This is a genomic window from Niallia sp. FSL R7-0271, from assembly GCF_038005785.1.
GTDB lineage: Bacteria > Bacillota > Bacilli > Bacillales > Cytobacillaceae > Niallia.
The window spans coordinates 1,418,333-1,434,990 of record NZ_JBBOTZ010000001.1 but is presented as its reverse complement, the minus strand read 5'-3'; the positions used below and the strand labels follow the sequence as shown (position 1 = coordinate 1,434,990).

Below are 16,658 nucleotides of genomic sequence, written 5' to 3'. Positions count from 1 at the left end.
TCACCCTATAAACCTTGTCAGGTTTGAAAAGATGTCACTTGTGTAGGATAAAAGATGGCTTAACATCCAAGCTCCAAAAAAGATAATCCCTAAAAGGACAGCAACAATTTTTGGCACGAATGCAAGCGTCTGTTCTTGGATTTGGGTTGTAGCCTGAAATATACTGATTAACAACCCTACGGCAAGGGCTATAATAAGCAATGGCCCACTAACGACTAAAACCGTAAGGACCCCTTTTTCCGCAATTGATATAACCATTTCTTGTGACATGATGCATCACCCTTCTTAAAAGCTTTCTAATAAAGATTCAACTACCAAATACCAGCCGTCTACCATTACAAACAACAATATTTTAAACGGCAGTGAAATCATAACAGGCGGCAGCATCATCATACCCATAGACATTAAGATACTGGCAACGACCATGTCGATAACCAAAAATGGAATGAATATCATAAAGCCAATTTGAAAGGCTGTTTTCAATTCGCTGATTGCATAAGCCGGAACTAATGTTGTCAGTGGTATATCTTGGATAGATTCTGGTGTTTCCGCTTTCGAATAGTTGAGAAATAAAGCTAAATCCTTCTGTCTTGTATGCTTACTCATATATTCCTTAAAGGGGACTGCTGCATTCTCATATGCTTGTTCGAGACTAATCTCCTCATTAAATAATGGTGTTAAGGCTGTTTTGTTTACCTCTTGGAATGTAGGTGCCATTATGAAGAACGTCATAAACAAGGATAAGCCGATGATAACTTGGTTTGGCGGCATTTGTTGTGTCGCAAGCGCCGTTCTGACAAAGGAAAGAACAATGACGATTCTCGTAAAGCTAGTCATCAATATTAGGATGCTTGGAGCTAAAGAAAGGACAGTCAATAGCAATAACAATTGCACAGAAGTGGAAACATTTTCTGGTGCACTGTCATTAAAAAGCTGCATAAACTCATTCATCTTTTTCTGAACCTCTCTTTTTCAATTCATTCATTATTTCTTTGCGGCCGTTCGATACCTCTTGCAACTGCTTCTTTAAATGACTGGCGAAAGATTGTTGCTGCTGTTTCTGGTTAGGATAATTCTTTATGCCATTCATAACCTTTGTCACAATATCGCTTGGCTGTATAAGCTGGTCCATCTTTTGGTTATAGTCTTTGATGAGGCTTTTATATTCCTCTTCATCGTCTATTTCCTTTATAAGCTGGATGCTTTCGCCGACTCCAACCACGAGCAAGCGTTTGCCGACTTTCACAATTTGTATAGATCGATTGGCACCTAATGTCGTACCGCCCAGATTCTCAATAATTTGTGTGCTTTTAAACACATGATTACGTTTGTTAATAAAGCGGAGCACAACATAAAGCAGTGCAATAACAAAAAGAGTGGCAAAAATCATTCTGACAAAATCCCAAAATGTAAGCCCCACATCGCCAGCTTCTGTTACCGCAGTATCATTAGTTTCTGTCGTTGCTTCTGTCCCGCCGTTATCCGTTTGTTCATTACTTTTATTGTTTTCTTCTGTTTGGTTCTGATTTTTTTCTATTGCATCATAGACACTATTATCAAGTTGTTCTGCATAGGCTTGATGATTAAAGCCTAGCAGAACAATTAAGAGTAGTGAACATTTAATAAATAACTGTTTTGTATTCAAGTATGACACCCTCTAGTATTTGTTTCTAAATTATCCTAATGTTTTGCCGATTGCTTCAAGAACACGATCCGCTTGGAAAGGTTTAACGATGAAGTCTTTCGCTCCAGCTTGGATAGCATCAATAACCATCGCTTGCTGACCCATTGCTGAACACATAATGACTTTCGCATTTGGATTGATTTTTTTGATTTCTTTCAATGCAGTGATACCATCCATCTCTGGCATTGTGATATCCATTGTCACTAAATCTGGCTGTGTTTCTTTATATTTCTCGACAGCTTGTGCACCGTCTGCAGCCTCTCCAACTACCTCATATCCATTTTTAGATAAGATATCTTTAATCATCATTCTCATAAATGCTGCGTCATCTACAATTAGTATTTTCTGTGCCATAACTCTCTACCCCCATAAATATAAATTAGATTATTTTAAATTGTTTAAGCGGTCTGATTGACTTACAATGTCTGTTACACGAACACCAAAGTTTTCGTCAATAACTACAACCTCACCTTGCGCAATAAGCCTGTTATTGACAAGAATGTCAACTGGTTCACCTGCAAGCTTGTCCAGTTCAATAATAGACCCAGAGCTCAGCTCGAGGATTTCCTTAACAGAACGCTTTGTTCTGCCTAGCTCGACTGTAACCTTTAAAGGAATATCTAACAGCATGTTCAAATTCCTTGCTTCACTCTCATTTGGTGTGAAGGTTTCGAAATTAGAGAAAACTGCTGGCTGTACATTTGGCTGAGCTCCGCTGTAGCTTGACCCAAAGTGCTGCGGTGTGCTCTGCTGTCTTTGTGGCTGCGGCGGCGCATAGCTTGGTGCCGGTGCCGAATTCTGTTCTGCATAGCTCGGTTGAACTGGCGGCGCTAAAGCAGGCTCTGGCCGTGGTGCTTCCTGGGCCGGAACTGGCGGTTCAGCAGGCTCTGCAGACGGGTTCAATAGACTATCTACAAGGCTTTTTGCAAAATCAAGCTGCAATAGCTGCATAATATTCGAATCAATCAAGTCTCCGATTTTTAAACGGAAAGAGATTTTGACGAATATATCATGATCTGGAATCGTTTCTGCTCCTTCTCCATCTGACAAATTTAAGATATCGATAGCAGGCGGCGAAATATCCACCTTTTTACTAAAAATTGTCGACATAGATGTAGCAGCTGAACCCATCATTTGGTTCATTGCTTCTTGAACTGCGCTTAATTGGATTTCATCAAGCATTTCCGGCGGATTAGTGCCGTCACCTCCAAGCATCAAATCCGCAATGACAGCAGCATCTGATTGCTTGATAACCAACAGGTTCATGCCAGAGAAACCTTCTGTATAATTCACACTGATTGCCACATATGGATGTGGGAATTCCTCTGCTAAGTCTTTCTTCAGGACAACCGTCACATTAGGCGTTGTGATGTCCACCTTTTGATTTAAAAGCGTAGAAAGTGCTGTTGCAGAGCTTCCAAATGAAATATTTCCAATTTCACCTAGTGCATCTTCTTGGATTGAATTTAAGTAATCCTCCACTGCTAATTCTTCCTGCGGTTCAGGATTATCCCCTCTTAATAGAGCATCAATTTCATCTTGTGAAAGCATATCTTTACTCACCATCTTCTTTCCCCCTTTCTAAAGTCCCTAATACTTGTACAGCAACCTTCTTATTCACTTTTCCAGGCTGTCCGATAAATTTAGGTATGTCTCCAACTTTAATAATCAAGGGTTGATCTATCGTTTGATTCATCTCAATAACATCCCCTATATCAAGCATCAGGAAGTCTTGGATAGAAATATCCGATGTTCCAAGTTCAGCAACGACAGGAACAATCGATTTTTGAATGTTATTTTGCAACGCTTGAGCCACTTCAGGCACAGGTGCTTTCTTTTCTGTCTGCATCCAATAGTGTCCAGACAGCTTCGGTATTATTGGCTCTAACACAACATGCGGGATACAGATATTTATCATTCCGCTTGTATCACCGATTGTTGTATTTAGAGATATAACGACAACTGTTTCGTTTGGAGAAACCATTTGCAAAAACTGCGGGTTCACTTCAAACTCTGACAGCGTCGGTTCAATTTCCACAATATCCTCTAATGCTTCTCTTAAGTAATCGAAGGCCTGCTCGAATGTATTCGACATAATCTTCGACTCAATCTCCGTCAAGTTTTCTACTTTATTGACGCTTGTTCCTTTACCGCCCATCATGCGGTCCATCATTGCATAAGCAATATTCGGGTTCACTTCCATCAAGATTCTTCCATCAAGCGGTGTGACTTCAAACACATTCAGAATCGTCATTTTCGGTATAGACCGGATAAATTCTTCATAAGGAATCTGATCTGCTGAAGTAACCGAAATCTGCACTAATGTTCTGAGCTGAGCAGAAAAATATGTCGTCAAAAGTCTTGCGAAGTTTTCGTGGATTCTAGTCAAACTTCTGATTTGATCTTTAGAAAAACGGAGAGCTCTTCTAAAATCATAAGCCTTAACCTTTTTCTCTTGCTGTTCTTTCTTTAATTCGTCTGCGTCCATCTCACCTGATGACAACGCAGACAATAATGCATCAATTTCATTTTGGGATAAAATATCTCCTGACAAAAACCTTCACCTCAAATCTCATCATTCATCCCATTATTATTGGAGAAGAGAATTTGTTATATATACTTGCACTACTTTACCTTCTTGCATTAACTCATTAATCTTTTCTTTCAAATCATTTTCCAACTTAACTTGACCTTCTTTACCTTGCATATCTTTCGGTGTTTTTTCAGAAAGCTCTTGAATGATAATATTCTGAACTTGGAAAATTCGTTTTTCTAGTTCTTCTGCCGCTTTTTTACTATCTGTTTGCACTTTAAAGGATATGCGGATGAAGTTATCGGTTGCTAAATTGGTTGTTAATTCAGGAATATCAATAGAAGCTTCCACTACTTCATCAATCGTAGGTTCTTTCTCCTCTTTCTCTCCTGAAAATTTCCAAATATACACAAATGCTCCTGCTCCAACAAGAGCAATTGTCAGTATTAAAACTAACATAATAACAAGGACTTTATTGTTCTTCATCGTCTCTCTCTCCCAAGTTCGGTAATCCAAAAAGGTTAACAGATTGATAAAAAGCTCTCATTAACTTAACAACTTCTTCTTCTTTTTCTTTCACAACATACTTTCTCCCATTCGCCAATGTAATGGTTGTATCTGGGAAGGATTCTATTGTTTCTATAAATAATGCATTAAGCTTGAAAGTCTTTCCGTTTAATCGAGTAACATTTATCACTGTTATTTACAGGAGAGGGGGATTTCTACTTATCTGCCTCTCCTGCTCCTCCTTTTATTATCGTTTTAAGTTAACTAATTCTTGCAGGATTTCATCAGAAGTAGTGATGATTTTTGTATTAGATTGGAACCCTCTTTGGGCAACAATCATATCTGTAAATTCTTCAGATAAATCAACGTTGGACATTTCTAAATAACCGCTGTTAATTGTTCCAGCTCCATTTTCATTTGCAAAAGTCAATGTAGCTTCACCAGAGTTACCGGATACTTGGTAAGTGTTGCCACCAGCTTTATCCAAGCCTTCTGGGTTAGAGAACTTCGCAAGCTGAATTTGACCTGCATCTTGTGTTTCACCATTTTCATCCACATATGTGATGCTACCGTCTGTTCCGATACTGAAGGATTGTGCTGATTCAGGAATCGTGCCTGCTCCAGCTAATTTCAATCCGCTTGATGTTACAATGTTTCTGTCTGCATCAAAGTAGAAGTTACCGGATCTTGTATAGAAGTTAGAGCCTGCAGCATCTTGTACCACGAAATATCCATCACCGGAAATCGCTAAATCAAGCGTTCTCCCAGTTGTTTGCATACTTCCTTGTGTATGAATAGTGTCAATGGAAGCAACTTGAGAACCTAGACCAACTTGCTTAGAATTGATACCGCCTGCAGTTGCTGTTGGAGCTGTTGCACCTGCAGATGTTTGGCTGATAAGATCACTGAAAGTTGTTCTCCCTTTTTTAAAGCCATAAGTATTAACGTTAGAAATATTGTTTCCAATAACATCAAGCTTAGTTTGGAAGTTTTTCATACCGCTGATTCCTGAATATAGTGAACGTAACATTTAATTTTCCCCTTTCTAGTAAAAAGCTGCTTCTATCTATCCACAGCTAGGCCTCCATTACAGTCCAGCCTGACTCCCTAATGATTTTTTTTTTATTCATTCATAATTATTGTGCCATTTATATTTGTAAATATTTGCTCTGTTGCTTCTTTACGATTCATTGCCGTAATCACTGTATTATTTTTTGCGCTGACGATTAATGCTGCATCATTAAGCAAAACGAGTGATTCCTTGACTCCCATTTTTTTTGCTTGTTTCACTTTCTGTTCAATCTGCTTCCACTGTTCCTCATCTATCACGATTCCTCGCTGTTCGAGACGTTGTGATGCATGCTTGCTGATTGACAGTTTATCGAGTGAGAGCATTGATGTTTGTAAATGTGATGAAAAAGAAGCATTGCTGCTGTTTGATTTAATTGTCTTTATGCCACTATTGATTACGGCCTGTGATTTTAAAGAAGGATAAATAGGTCTATCCATCTAATCACTTCCTATTCAATTTTCGTAATTTGTCCTGCAGTTATCTGGCTTTGTTTGTCATCATCCAATATAAGCTGGATTTGGCCATTTTTTAATGATACTGACTTAACGACACTGCTAATTTCTTCGTTGTCTGCATTCATGTAGGAAACTGTTTTGCCGATTAGCTGGCTTGCTGTTACTAAACTATTGTCAGCAGATTCACTGTGTACAGTCGAAATGTTTCCAGGGTTGACAACAGTGCCATCCTCAAGCGTAAATTCAACATCTGTTCCTTTATAAGCAATAGATGCAACCTTGCCATTTCCAGATGTAATGGATTGTTCACCATTTTCACCTGTTTCCACTTTCGTCCATGAAACTTCCTTGCCGACAAACTGTCCGTAGGAAATCAAGTTCGATTGTGTTTGCAAGGAGATGAAATTACTCATTGTTGTGTTCATATTTGTCATTTGCTCCAAGCTTGAAAATGTAGCCATTTGAGCGATAAAATCTTTATCTTCCATCGGGTTTGTCGGGTCCTGGTTTTGCAATTGCGTAATAAGAATCTTTAAAAAGTCATCTTTGCCCAGACTTGTGCTACCCGTATTACTTGTTTGATTCTGATAGTTTGATAAATAAAGGGAAGAATCATCGATTTTAGTTGCCAATTAGTAAATCCCCTTTCCTTACAATCCTGCTTGCAGAAGTTCATCCATGAAGCTTGTTTCCTCTTGCTCCTTGTCTGTTGCTTTATTCCCTTCTTTGTCTGCAGGCTGCTGCTGTTTGTTTTCCTGCTGGCTTTGCTGATCCTTTGTTTCTTTGTCCTGTGCTTGTTGAACAAAGGAAACTTCAATCTTGTCAACATTAAGATTTTGTGAGCTCAGCCCATGCTTTAAGCTGTTCATATGAGCATCTAATGCTTCTTTTGCTTGTGCTGTGGTTGTCATTATCTTCGCAACTATATTCCCATCATTTTGCAGTATCTCAATTCTTAATGACCCAAGATTTTCAGGGGCTAGTCTTAATATCAGCTTTTGACTGTTGCCGACTTTCGTAAACGAACTGCTCTTTAAAATATTTTCAAGCTGCTCTTCGAGTTCGTTTCCAGTAACCGGGCTGCCTGAGCCTTGAATTAACGTTAATGCTCCTGGCTTTCCGAAAGAAGCTGTATTTTGAAGCTGTCCTGCAATTGCTGGCATCTTCCATTCTGTTTTGCTTGATGTGTCTGTTTCTTTTGGTTCAGCAGCTGACTCTTGTGTCACTGCCGCAGCTGTTGTTGCTTCTGCCTTCTTTAGTGTTCCAACAAGCAATGGGTTCAGCACCTTATTAGGCAATGCTGGAGCATTATCTTGCTTTTTAGCTAATGTTTCGACTTTTTGAATAATAGCATCTATCAAAGTTTTTACTGCAGTTTGCCCATCTTTTTCTGTACCTGCTTTGCTGCTTGGAGTCCCAGACATGTCATCAGTGGCCTCTTTCTGCAAAATAGCTGCAGCTTCTGCTGCTTGGGAAGCTGTTGGTGATTGACCACTTGCTGCTTGCATTAAGCTTGTGAACAGTTTAGCTAAGCTTTGAATCATATCTGCAACCTGATTGTTCAAGGAAAGATCAGGATTTTGGCCAGCAACCTGCTGAATTGCCTTTAATTGGTTGATCATTTCTGGAAGGTCAGTATTTGTAAACATGCCGTTTGAAATGTTTGCAATGTCCAGTCCTTTCAACAAATCCATCAATTGGTTGATCACAAGATCGTAAGCTGTTTCTAAAGAATCGGATACATCCTTTCCTTCTTCTCCATTAGCAGCAAGAAGCTGCTGAATCGCAGTTAAGCTTTCTGCGAGTTGCTCTTGATCTACCGGTTCTTCTGTTAAAATATCTGTTAAGCCTTGTAAACTCGCGCTTTTCTCTTGCTCTGGCGCTGCTGTTTCTTGCGGAGCTTTCCCTTTTAACATCCCGCTGATCATTGATGTAAATTTATTTTTATCTGCCGCCTTAAAGGAAAGCTGACTTGATGTATTTCCTGTTGCGTTTATCCCCACACTATTAAGCAGCATCTTGTCACCTCCTTTCAGAACATTTCTATAAATGGATTTAATACTGTTTTAAGTGCTGCTATTATCTGTGGCAGTTTCACCTGCAGAATCAGTTGCTGCTAACAGTTCTGTATATTTGCTCGCTACAGAAGGTTCCATTTTCTCTAATATCGACGCAAGTTTAGCAGGTTTAAGGGATGCCAATATTTTCAATCCCTCATTCTCAGACATTTCAGAGATAATGGCCGCCGAATTTTTTGCTGACATTGTTTCATATGTCTTTACAATATCATCGAAGGCTTTTTGTGTTTTTTCTTGTGTATTTTTGAGTTCATCGAGCTGATTCTGGAGCTTGATTTTGTCAACTTTCAAAGCCTTGCTTTCCTCTTCACTCACTTTTAGCTGTGATTCTAGTGTTTCTATATTTGTTTGCTGCTCTTTAAGCTGACTTTCTAAATCTGCGATATTCTGTTTATTGTCTTCAATAATCTGATCTGTTGATGCTTTCTCAGAACTTAGGAATGGAATCTGATTCATTAATTCTTTTCCTTTTGTGACAACATCCGCACCGGAATATACCATTAAGATTAATCCGACGACAACAGCAAACATTATTGGTATAACAACAACCAGCAGAAAACGCTGAAAAAAGTTAAATGATTTCTTTTTATCATCGATTAAGTTATCCATTAGCTACCTAACCTTCCTGGCTGCATATATTGCTGGATGGAGATGTCATCCATCTGCTTTGCCTCTAGTACCTTTTCTGTATGGATAAATTGTAGTAAATCTTTCTCTTTGATTTTGACGAACTTCTTCACTTCCAGGTTTTTATCAATCAACTTCTGCTGATAAAAATTCATGGAGTTCCGTGCGTTAACAACCATTTGCTGACTATGCTCAATCATCTTAGCTAAGTTGTTGATAAAATGCTGATGATGCCTGATTGACTGAACAGAAAGTCCGCTAACAAGCTCGTTCGATTGGTATTCTTCCAATTCTTCCTTGCGCTTCAAGAGCTCATACAGCTTCTCGGCCGCTTCCTCAAAGCGCTTGACAGCTTGGTTGTAGTCCGCGCTCGCCTCATCCTTTTCTCTTTCTTTAATTGTCATGATTTTTTCAAACTTAAACTTATAGCTCATCGGTTATCCCCTACTCCAGATAATGATATTAATGCCTGAACACTTTCTTCTAGGGAGATTTTTTCATCTGTCGATTGCTTGATGTACGATAAAATATCAGGATATAAGCGGATTGCTGTATCGATTTCCAAGGAGGAACCTTTTTTGTATGCCCCGATATTAATTAAATCTTCAGAGTTGATATAGGTGCTCAGTAAATCTCTTAATTTTTCTGCTGCACGCACATGAGCTTTAGGAACAATATGGTTCATGACCCTGCTCACACTTTTCAAAACGTTAACTGCCGGATATTGGCCCTTATTGGCCAGATCCCTGTCTAATACATAGTGACCGTCCAATATCCCCCGAACAGTGTCGGCTATTGGCTCATTCATGTCATCCCCATCAACTAGAACCGTGTAGAAGGCCGTGATGCTGCCATGCTCATTTGTACCTGTTCTTTCTAAAAGCTTCGGCAAGATGGCGAAAACAGATGGAGTATATCCTTTTGTTGTCGGCGGCTCACCGATTGCAAGCCCCACTTCCCTTTGTGCCATCGCAACCCTTGTTACAGAGTCCATCATCAACATTACATTCAAGCCTTTATCACGGAAGTACTCGGCAATTGCTGTTGCAGTATAAGCTCCTTTAATCCGCATTAATGCTGGCTGATCACTTGTTGCAACAACAACGATGGATCGCTTTAAACCTTCTGGACCTAAATCTCTTTCAATGAATTCCCTTACCTCTCTGCCCCGCTCTCCGATGAGGGCGATGACGTTAAGATCCGCTTTCGTGTTTCTGGCAATCATACCGAGCAATGTACTTTTTCCGACACCACTACCTGCGAAAATACCAAGGCGCTGTCCTGTCCCGACAGTAAGAAGACCATCAATCAGTCTAACTCCCACTTCCATTGACTCAGATATAGGCGGACGTTTTAACGGGTTTGGCGGATCTTGGTCAATCGGCACACTTTTTAAGCCTTTTGGAAGGGAAGATCCATCAAGCGGCATACCTAGTGCATCGACGACTGTACCAATCATGCCGGCACCAGCCTTGATTTCTAGAGGATCAGATGTTCCTTCTACAAGGCAGCCTGGCGAAATATCATTCACAGTCGTATATGGCATCAGGATAATCCCGTCTTCCTTAAAGCCTACAACCTCTGCTTTAATGACTCGTTTCTTCTTTGTTCCTATATATATATTGCATACATCACCGATGGAGCTTTCAGGACCTTGCGACTCTATCATAAGACCAACCACTTTTTTCACTCTGCCATAACGTTTATACGGATCGATGGTATCAATCGATGATAGAAGTTCTGCCGCTTTCATCCTCATTCACTCTCCAATAGGTCTAGTAGTTTCTGTTTAATCATTAACAGCTGTGTATCCACACTCGCTTCAATTCTTCCGTTAGCCGTCTCAATAATACAGCCATTTTCTGCTGCTGCTTCATCAGGAAAGATGAACAAGCTTGGCTTAATTGGGAACAGCGCTAATAATTCATCCTTCTCTGACAGAAGATATTGATAATGTAATGGATTAACATGAAGCTGAATTTCCTTTTGATCTCTTGTTTCTTTTAAAACCTTTTTGACTAGCTGTAAGAAATGTTCTTTATTTTCTGAAATGCTTGTCTGAACGATTTTTTCGGCAACCTTCATACCAAGCTCTAGAATTTCCGTTTCTGCACTATTAATATAATTCTCATAGTCCAGCTTGCTAGCTTCAATGATGCTTTTCGCTTGTTCAAGATACTCTGCATACTCTGTGTATCCAGCATTTTGACCCTCGTTGATACCTATTTGGTATCCCTCGCGATGTGCTTCTTCCATCAAAGTGTTTTTTTCTGTTTGCCAGTTATCCTTTTCTTGCTGCAGCAGCTCTCTTGCAGCTGCTGCTTCGCTTTTTGCCTCTTCAAGAATTGCTGCAGCCTCGCGCTTTGCTTGATCAACAATTCGTTTATATTCTTCATCTGATTGAATATCTGCAGTTTGAAAGCTATTCACGTATTTTATGGAGATGATTTTTTCATTTGCCTGTTCTGCATTTGCCAAACTTGATTTAATAAGCCTAGACAATAATATCATCTCCTCCGCCGCGTGCTACGACAATCTCACCAGAGTCTTCTAAACGTCTAATAATAGCAACAATTCTTGATTGAGCTTCTTCGACGTCTTTCAAGCGGACAGGTCCCATGAATTCCATTTCGTCTTTGAAGGACTCGACCATTCTTGCTGACATGTTGCTGAATACAATTTCTTTTACCTCGTCGCCAGAAACCTTTAGTGACAGCATGAGGTCTTCGTTTTCACACTCACGGATAATACGCTGAATTGCACGGTTATCCAATGTAACAATATCCTCGAATACAAACATTCTTTTCTTAATCTCTTCTGCCAGTTCAGGATCTTGTATTTCAAGCGCATCTAGAATTGTTCTTTCTGTTGAACGATCGACACCGTTAAGAACTTCAACAACTGCTTCAATGCCGCCTGTTTGTGTGTAATCCTGCGTAACAGTGCTAGATAATTTCCGCTCTAAGATTTGCTCTACTTCATTGATAATTTCCGGCGAAGTGCTATCCATAACCGCAATCCTTTTTGCGATATCTGCCTGCATTTCTTGAGGCAGTTCAGACAATATTTGTCCAGCCTGAGTAGGATCTAAATAGGATAGAATCAATGAAATTGTCTGTGGATGCTCATTTTGGATAAAGTTCAGGATTTGACTCGGATCTGCTTTTCTTGCAAAATCGAATGGTCTGACTTGCAGTGAAGAAGTCAATCGATTCAAGATAACAGATGCCTGGTCTGATCCTAGCGCTTTTTCCAAGACCGTTTTTGCATAGCCAATACCGCCCTGGGCAATATAATCTTGCGCCAATGCTATGTTATGAAACTCTTCTAGTACCTCTTCCTTTGAAGTGTTCTCTACTTTCTTCACACCAGAAATCTCTAAGGAGAGTTTTTCTATCTCTTCTTCACTCAAATGCTTATAAACAGAAGCTGCTACATCTGGTCCTAAAGATATAAGCAGAACAGCAGCTTTTTGTTTTCCCGTAAGTTCCGTAGCTTCTTTTCTGGCCATCGTTGTCCTCCTAGCCTTATTCCTCTGTTATCCATGTGCGAAGGAGTTTCGCAAAGTCTTCCGGCTTTTCTTTCGCCATTTTCTCTAATTGCTTTCTGCGAAGCGTTCCTTCTGATTCCACTTCTTCGTTTACATCAGGTATTGAGACAGGAGAAATAATTTCTTCTTCCGGCTCTGCTGCTTTCTTCTTGCGTGCTCTAATAACTAAGAAGATTAATAGTCCAATTACTGCTAGCAATACTCCACCAACTGCATATACCCACCAAGGGATTCCAGCAGATACTGTTTCAGTCGTAGTTGCTTTGCCGTTAAATTGCTGAACAGATACAGCGATTTTATTTTGTAAATCTTCATCAGTAAGATCGCCAGCTGCCGTCTTATCAATAGATGTTCTTACAATCGTGCCTAGCATATTTGTGATGTCATCAATGCTTTCTTGCGGCAGTGATGTCGGATCATCTGCTGTTGGCGGCTCAACCATTACTTGAATACCAAGATCACGGATTTTATAAGGGCTTTCTGAGATTTGCTTTTTAATTCTATTAACCTCGTAATTTATCGTGTCATCGACTTTTTCATAGTCGCCATCACCAGAAGTTGTTGTTTCTGTGTTAGTAGTTGTTGTATCTGTCTCTTCTTCAGCAGCAGGTGTTCCTTGTGCCGCTGCATTTTCTCCCGTGTATGTTTCCGAGATTTTTTGTGCACTTACAGCAATACCTTGCATATTTTCTTCATCAACTGGTGTAACTAGGTTTTCTTCTCTGTTTTCTTGGGTAAAGTCTATATCAGCAGTTACTGAAACCATGACTTTATTTTGTCCCATTAATGTTCCAAGCATTTGCTGTACTTGTCTTTGAATATCCTTTTCAACTTGCTTCTTCACATTGTTTTGAGCAGTGAATGTATCACCTGCTGTATTAGTTGTAGAATTTAGGTCAAAATACTCAAAGTTTTGGTTTGTTATGACGATATTTTCTGTAGGAAGGTTTGGTACACTTTTAGAGACGAGTGTATATAATCCTTTTATTTGACTCTCTGAGAAGTTATAGCCTGCTTTTGTGTTCAGTACAATGGAGGCTGAAGCGTCTCCTGTTTCATCTGATACAAACACACCTTCACTTGGCAATGTAATGACTACATTCGCATCATTGATACCGTCAATCCCCTTGATCAAGTTCGCGATTTCTGTTTGCATTGCATCTAACTTCATGACATTAAACTCATTATCTGTCATTCCAAAGCTTGCATTTTCACTAAAGAACGAATAGTCAATATTTCCTGAGTTTGGAATCCCTTCAGCTGCCAACTCAACTTTCAGCGTGTCAACAACCTCTTCTGGAACACTTATCGTTTTTCCGCCATCAGAAATTTCCGACTTAATTCCTCTGCCATCAAGGTTTTCTTTAATCGCACCTGTTTCGGATGGAGACAGATTGCTGTATAAAGGAACTAAATTTACTCTTGTTAAAAAGAAAACCGCAATACATATCACAAGAAGAAGCAAAAGAACACTGCTTATTAACATTGTCTTTTGCTTTTTCGAACGGTTTGTCCAATATTCTTTTAAAGGATTAAAAAACTTATTCATATTCTCTTTCATTTCTACCCCCGGTTACCGTTATTTTATATGTTAATAACCGCCCCTAATTCCCTAACCTAAATAGACATTCTCATCATCTCTTGGTATGCTTCAACTGCTTTATTTCTAAATTCCATTGTTGCCTGCATCATAATGCTTGCTTTTTGAGAAGTAATCATCACTTGCGATAAGTCGACGTCTTCCCCTTTGGCTAACTTGTTAGTTAAAGCGTCTGATTCGTTCTGTGCTTTATTTACTTCATTAAGTGAGTCCTTTAAGAAAGAAGCAAAATTCTTTTGAACTTCTGAACCTGTTGCTTTCGCCGTTGTTGCAGAAGAATTATTTAAAGGAAATGCGGATGACACTGCTGGAAAATTTACTGTTGCCATTTAGAATACCTCTACTTTCCAATCTCTAATGTTTTCATAAGCATGCTTTTCGATGCGTTCAATACAGTGACATTCGCCTCATACGATCTCGTTGTACTCATCAAATCAACCATTTCCCTTAACGGGTCTACATTAGGCATTTGTACATAGCCATCTTCGTTCGCATCTGGGTTTTCTGGGTCATACACTAGTTCAAAAGGTGTTTCTGTATCTTCCTCAATCGCACTAACTTTCACACCATTACCTGTTCCATCATTACTTCCTTTTGCTGCACTTAAATGTGATGCAAAGGAATTCCCTTCTTGTGCTTGTAATACGACTGATTTTCTTCTGTACGGCTCCCACTCGCCATTAACTAGCTTTCCTCTTGTCGTTTCTGCATTCGCCATATTGGAGGAAATGACGTCCATCCGCAAGCGGTTTGCACTTAATGCTGTTGCAGTTGTATTCATGCTGTGGAATATCGACATCTTATCTTCCTCCTTTTATGACAGTTGATAGGGAATTGAACTTGCCGCTAATTCTTTCAACAAGTGCATTGTAATAAATCTGGTTTTCTGCCAGTTCACTCATCTCTTTTTCGACATCAACACTGTTACCATTGTTATTGTAAGTAACGTTTTTATCTGTAGTAACATTCACAGAACCAGTTGAGCCTTCGAAATCAAAATGCCTGCTGTCAGTCTTATTTGCATTCATTGCTGTTGACAATGTATTTTTGAAGGATACTTCCTTCGCTTTATAGTTAGGCGTATCGACGTTAGCTATATTTTGCGATATAACCTTCTGTTTTGTATTAGAGTAATTTAACGCACTCTCAAGTGTTGAAATAGTATTTGAAAAAAGTTTCATCACACACCTCTTACATCTATAATTATCGTTTTGTAGAATTTTGCAGTTTAATGACGAATTTTTCACGCGATGTCTATAATTGTAATAAATGAAAAATAATATGTCTATCGGTAGAACCGCAATTTTAATGATTCTATAGTCCTATTTTAGTTAACTTTATGATAAAATCGGTCAATTTTCTAATTAAAAAGGTATATTTTTGTTTTTTATAACCAGCATTTACTTAACAATTAAACGACTAAGTTCATAGTATCAATGAACTATCGGTGAAAAAATATTGTTGTCTATGTAACGAATATAATCGACAGAGATTGTAATGTAAATGAAATTTTATGGAAAAATGTCGAATCATGTAGTTCGAAAATCGCAGATTATCAACATTCTGTTAGAAAAGAATATTATTTCCCACTAATTTCCTGTTAAAAAACAATGTTTTAGAGCAAAAAAAAGAATCTTTTCCAACAAGGAAAAGATTCTTTTTCTATATTAGTTCGCTTTCAATTTTTCTAATTCTAATAAGAACTTATCGTTCAATACTTTAATGTAAGTACCTTTCATACCAAGTGAACGAGATTCAATAACACCAGCACTTTCAAGTTTGCGCAATGCGTTAACGATTACTGATCTTGTTATACCGACTCTGTCTGCAATTTTAGATGCAACTAGAAGTCCTTCATTTCCGTTCAACTCTTCAAAGATATGCTCAATTGCTTCAAGCTCACTGTAAGACAACGAACTGATTGCCATTTGAACAACTGCTTTACTTCTAGCTTCCTCTTCAATTTCTTCTGCTTTTTCACGCAGAATTTCCATTCCAACAACTGTCGCACCATATTCAGCCAAAATAAGGTCATCATCATGGAATTGCTCTTGCAGTCTTGCAAGAATTAACGTACCAAGTCTTTCTCCACCGCCAATGATTGGAACGATAGTTGTCAACCCTTTGCTGAATAGCTCTTTGTTTTCGATTGGGAATGCAGTGTATTCACTTTCCACATCAAGGTTGCTTGAAGTTACTTGAATATTGAAGAGATTATTTGTGTACTCTTCTGGGAACTGACGGTCTTCCAGCATTTTAATCATACGGTCATTTTCGATTTGCTGGTTGATTGCAAAACCTAACAGCTTCCCTCTTCTGCTTACTACAAATATGTTTGCCTCAATTACTTCGCTCAATGTCTCAGACATTTCCTTGAAGTTAACTGGTTTTCCAGCAGCTCTTTGCAGCATCGCATTAATTTTTCTCGTTTTTGACAATAAATCCATTTTCTTTTTCCTCCTATTAACTAAAACCGAAACTATCATTTATTCTTTATCTAATGGCAAGAGCATTTATTTGCTCTAATCATTGTAGGAGTATTTTATTAACAA

The 16,658-nt window shown here is 38.9% G+C and carries 22 protein-coding genes; all 22 read right to left on the bottom strand.

Features of this window, described 5'->3' with window-relative positions:
• Window positions 1–270, bottom strand: a complete 270-nt coding sequence (fliQ, locus tag MKX82_RS07255; RefSeq protein ID WP_233314386.1) for a flagellar biosynthesis protein FliQ — start codon at window positions 268–270, stop codon at window positions 1–3.
• Between the two features lie 15 nt (window positions 271–285).
• Window positions 286–951, bottom strand: coding sequence for a flagellar type III secretion system pore protein FliP (gene fliP / locus MKX82_RS07250; RefSeq protein ID WP_233314387.1), 666 nt, complete (start codon window positions 949–951; stop codon window positions 286–288).
• Complete coding sequence (locus MKX82_RS07245) at window positions 944–1,645, bottom strand: flagellar biosynthetic protein FliO (protein WP_237941187.1); 702 nt, start codon at window positions 1,643–1,645, stop codon at window positions 944–946. The genes fliP and MKX82_RS07245 overlap by 8 nt, the downstream gene beginning before the upstream one ends.
• 30 nt (window positions 1,646–1,675) lie before the next feature.
• Window positions 1,676–2,038, bottom strand: coding sequence for a response regulator (locus tag MKX82_RS07240; RefSeq protein WP_233314389.1), 363 nt, complete (start codon window positions 2,036–2,038; stop codon window positions 1,676–1,678).
• 30 nt (window positions 2,039–2,068) lie between these two features.
• Window positions 2,069–3,250 carry a flagellar motor switch phosphatase FliY gene (gene fliY / locus MKX82_RS07235; protein ID WP_233314390.1) on the bottom strand — a complete coding sequence of 394 codons (1,182 nt, stop codon included), beginning with the start codon at window positions 3,248–3,250 and terminating at the stop codon, window positions 2,069–2,071.
• Window positions 3,240–4,238 carry a flagellar motor switch protein FliM gene (gene fliM / locus MKX82_RS07230; protein WP_233314391.1) on the bottom strand — a complete coding sequence of 333 codons (999 nt, stop codon included), beginning with the start codon at window positions 4,236–4,238 and terminating at the stop codon, window positions 3,240–3,242. The genes fliY and fliM overlap by 11 nt, the downstream gene beginning before the upstream one ends.
• Before the next feature lie 36 nt (window positions 4,239–4,274).
• A complete protein-coding gene (fliL, locus tag MKX82_RS07225; protein ID WP_233314392.1) occupies window positions 4,275–4,703 on the bottom strand; it encodes a flagellar basal body-associated protein FliL in 429 nt (142 codons plus the stop codon).
• A complete protein-coding gene (locus MKX82_RS07220) occupies window positions 4,690–4,914 on the bottom strand; it encodes a flagellar FlbD family protein (protein ID WP_237941185.1) in 225 nt (74 codons plus the stop codon). Before MKX82_RS07220 ends, fliL begins: the two co-directional genes overlap by 14 nt.
• A gap of 57 nt (window positions 4,915–4,971) precedes the next feature.
• Window positions 4,972–5,754 carry a flagellar basal body rod protein FlgG gene (gene flgG, locus MKX82_RS07215; protein WP_233314394.1) on the bottom strand — a complete coding sequence of 261 codons (783 nt, stop codon included), beginning with the start codon at window positions 5,752–5,754 and terminating at the stop codon, window positions 4,972–4,974.
• Window positions 5,755–5,846: 92 nt separating this feature from the next.
• Window positions 5,847–6,233 (bottom strand): TIGR02530 family flagellar biosynthesis protein, encoded by a 387-nt coding sequence (locus MKX82_RS07210; RefSeq protein WP_233314395.1) that lies wholly within the window; start codon window positions 6,231–6,233, stop codon window positions 5,847–5,849.
• 11 nt (window positions 6,234–6,244) lie between these two features.
• Complete coding sequence (gene flgD, locus MKX82_RS07205; RefSeq protein ID WP_341076046.1) at window positions 6,245–6,883, bottom strand: flagellar hook assembly protein FlgD; 639 nt, start codon at window positions 6,881–6,883, stop codon at window positions 6,245–6,247.
• An 18-nt stretch (window positions 6,884–6,901) separates the two neighbouring features.
• Window positions 6,902–8,269 (bottom strand): flagellar hook-length control protein FliK, encoded by a 1,368-nt coding sequence (locus MKX82_RS07200; RefSeq protein ID WP_341076044.1) that lies wholly within the window; start codon window positions 8,267–8,269, stop codon window positions 6,902–6,904.
• 48 nt (window positions 8,270–8,317) lie between these two features.
• Entirely contained in the window at window positions 8,318–8,938 is a 621-nt protein-coding gene (locus MKX82_RS07195) for a MotE family protein (RefSeq protein ID WP_233314398.1), read from the bottom strand.
• Complete coding sequence (fliJ, locus tag MKX82_RS07190; RefSeq protein ID WP_233314399.1) at window positions 8,938–9,390, bottom strand: flagellar export protein FliJ; 453 nt, start codon at window positions 9,388–9,390, stop codon at window positions 8,938–8,940. Before fliJ ends, MKX82_RS07195 begins: the two co-directional genes overlap by 1 nt.
• A complete protein-coding gene (gene fliI, locus MKX82_RS07185; protein WP_233314784.1) occupies window positions 9,387–10,709 on the bottom strand; it encodes a flagellar protein export ATPase FliI in 1,323 nt (440 codons plus the stop codon). Before fliI ends, fliJ begins: the two co-directional genes overlap by 4 nt.
• Before the next feature lie 2 nt (window positions 10,710–10,711).
• Complete coding sequence (gene fliH / locus MKX82_RS07180; RefSeq protein WP_233314400.1) at window positions 10,712–11,458, bottom strand: flagellar assembly protein FliH; 747 nt, start codon at window positions 11,456–11,458, stop codon at window positions 10,712–10,714.
• On the bottom strand, window positions 11,451–12,467 hold the full coding sequence (fliG, locus tag MKX82_RS07175) for a flagellar motor switch protein FliG (protein ID WP_233314401.1): 1,017 nt from the start codon (window positions 12,465–12,467) through the stop codon (window positions 11,451–11,453). Before fliG ends, fliH begins: the two co-directional genes overlap by 8 nt.
• A 16-nt stretch (window positions 12,468–12,483) precedes the next feature.
• Window positions 12,484–14,067 carry a flagellar basal-body MS-ring/collar protein FliF gene (fliF, locus tag MKX82_RS07170; RefSeq protein ID WP_233314402.1) on the bottom strand — a complete coding sequence of 528 codons (1,584 nt, stop codon included), beginning with the start codon at window positions 14,065–14,067 and terminating at the stop codon, window positions 12,484–12,486.
• 56 nt (window positions 14,068–14,123) lie between these two features.
• The gene (gene fliE, locus MKX82_RS07165) at window positions 14,124–14,435 is read right to left on the bottom strand and encodes a flagellar hook-basal body complex protein FliE (RefSeq protein ID WP_233314403.1); all 312 of its coding nucleotides are present in this window, start codon (window positions 14,433–14,435) and stop codon (window positions 14,124–14,126) included.
• An 11-nt stretch (window positions 14,436–14,446) separates the two neighbouring features.
• The gene (flgC, locus tag MKX82_RS07160; protein WP_341076037.1) at window positions 14,447–14,905 is read right to left on the bottom strand and encodes a flagellar basal body rod protein FlgC; all 459 of its coding nucleotides are present in this window, start codon (window positions 14,903–14,905) and stop codon (window positions 14,447–14,449) included.
• A 1-nt stretch (window position 14,906) separates the two neighbouring features.
• A complete protein-coding gene (gene flgB / locus MKX82_RS07155) occupies window positions 14,907–15,287 on the bottom strand; it encodes a flagellar basal body rod protein FlgB (protein WP_233314405.1) in 381 nt (126 codons plus the stop codon).
• Window positions 15,288–15,773: 486 nt separating this feature from the next.
• Window positions 15,774–16,553 carry a GTP-sensing pleiotropic transcriptional regulator CodY gene (gene codY, locus MKX82_RS07150; RefSeq protein ID WP_233314406.1) on the bottom strand — a complete coding sequence of 260 codons (780 nt, stop codon included), beginning with the start codon at window positions 16,551–16,553 and terminating at the stop codon, window positions 15,774–15,776.
• Window positions 16,554–16,658: the final 105 nt, after the last annotated feature.

Bases quoted from the DNA above. Each gene is read 5' to 3' on its own strand.
- MKX82_RS07210 (WP_233314395.1), bottom strand. From the start codon at position 6,233: ATGGATAGACCTATTTATCCTTCTTTAAAATCACAGGCCGTAATCAAT.
- MKX82_RS07200 (WP_341076044.1), bottom strand. From the start codon at position 8,269: ATGCTGCTTAATAGTGTGGGGATAAACGCAACAGGAAATACATCAAGT.
- fliE (WP_233314403.1), bottom strand. From the start codon at position 14,435: ATGGCAACAGTAAATTTTCCAGCAGTGTCATCCGCATTTCCTTTAAAT.
- fliQ (WP_233314386.1), bottom strand. From the start codon at position 270: ATGTCACAAGAAATGGTTATATCAATTGCGGAAAAAGGGGTCCTTACG.
- fliL (WP_233314392.1), bottom strand. From the start codon at position 4,703: ATGAAGAACAATAAAGTCCTTGTTATTATGTTAGTTTTAATACTGACA.
- fliJ (WP_233314399.1), bottom strand. From the start codon at position 9,390: ATGAGCTATAAGTTTAAGTTTGAAAAAATCATGACAATTAAAGAAAGA.
- fliI (WP_233314784.1), bottom strand. From the start codon at position 10,709: ATGAAAGCGGCAGAACTTCTATCATCGATTGATACCATCGATCCGTAT.
- flgG (WP_233314394.1), bottom strand. From the start codon at position 5,754: ATGTTACGTTCACTATATTCAGGAATCAGCGGTATGAAAAACTTCCAA.
- flgB (WP_233314405.1), bottom strand. From the start codon at position 15,287: ATGAAACTTTTTTCAAATACTATTTCAACACTTGAGAGTGCGTTAAAT.
- fliP (WP_233314387.1), bottom strand. From the start codon at position 951: ATGAATGAGTTTATGCAGCTTTTTAATGACAGTGCACCAGAAAATGTT.
- fliF (WP_233314402.1), bottom strand. From the start codon at position 14,067: ATGAAAGAGAATATGAATAAGTTTTTTAATCCTTTAAAAGAATATTGG.
- MKX82_RS07195 (WP_233314398.1), bottom strand. From the start codon at position 8,938: ATGGATAACTTAATCGATGATAAAAAGAAATCATTTAACTTTTTTCAG.
- flgC (WP_341076037.1), bottom strand. From the start codon at position 14,905: ATGTCGATATTCCACAGCATGAATACAACTGCAACAGCATTAAGTGCA.
- fliG (WP_233314401.1), bottom strand. From the start codon at position 12,467: ATGGCCAGAAAAGAAGCTACGGAACTTACGGGAAAACAAAAAGCTGCT.
- MKX82_RS07240 (WP_233314389.1), bottom strand. From the start codon at position 2,038: ATGGCACAGAAAATACTAATTGTAGATGACGCAGCATTTATGAGAATG.
- fliY (WP_233314390.1), bottom strand. From the start codon at position 3,250: ATGGTGAGTAAAGATATGCTTTCACAAGATGAAATTGATGCTCTATTA.
- codY (WP_233314406.1), bottom strand. From the start codon at position 16,553: ATGGATTTATTGTCAAAAACGAGAAAAATTAATGCGATGCTGCAAAGA.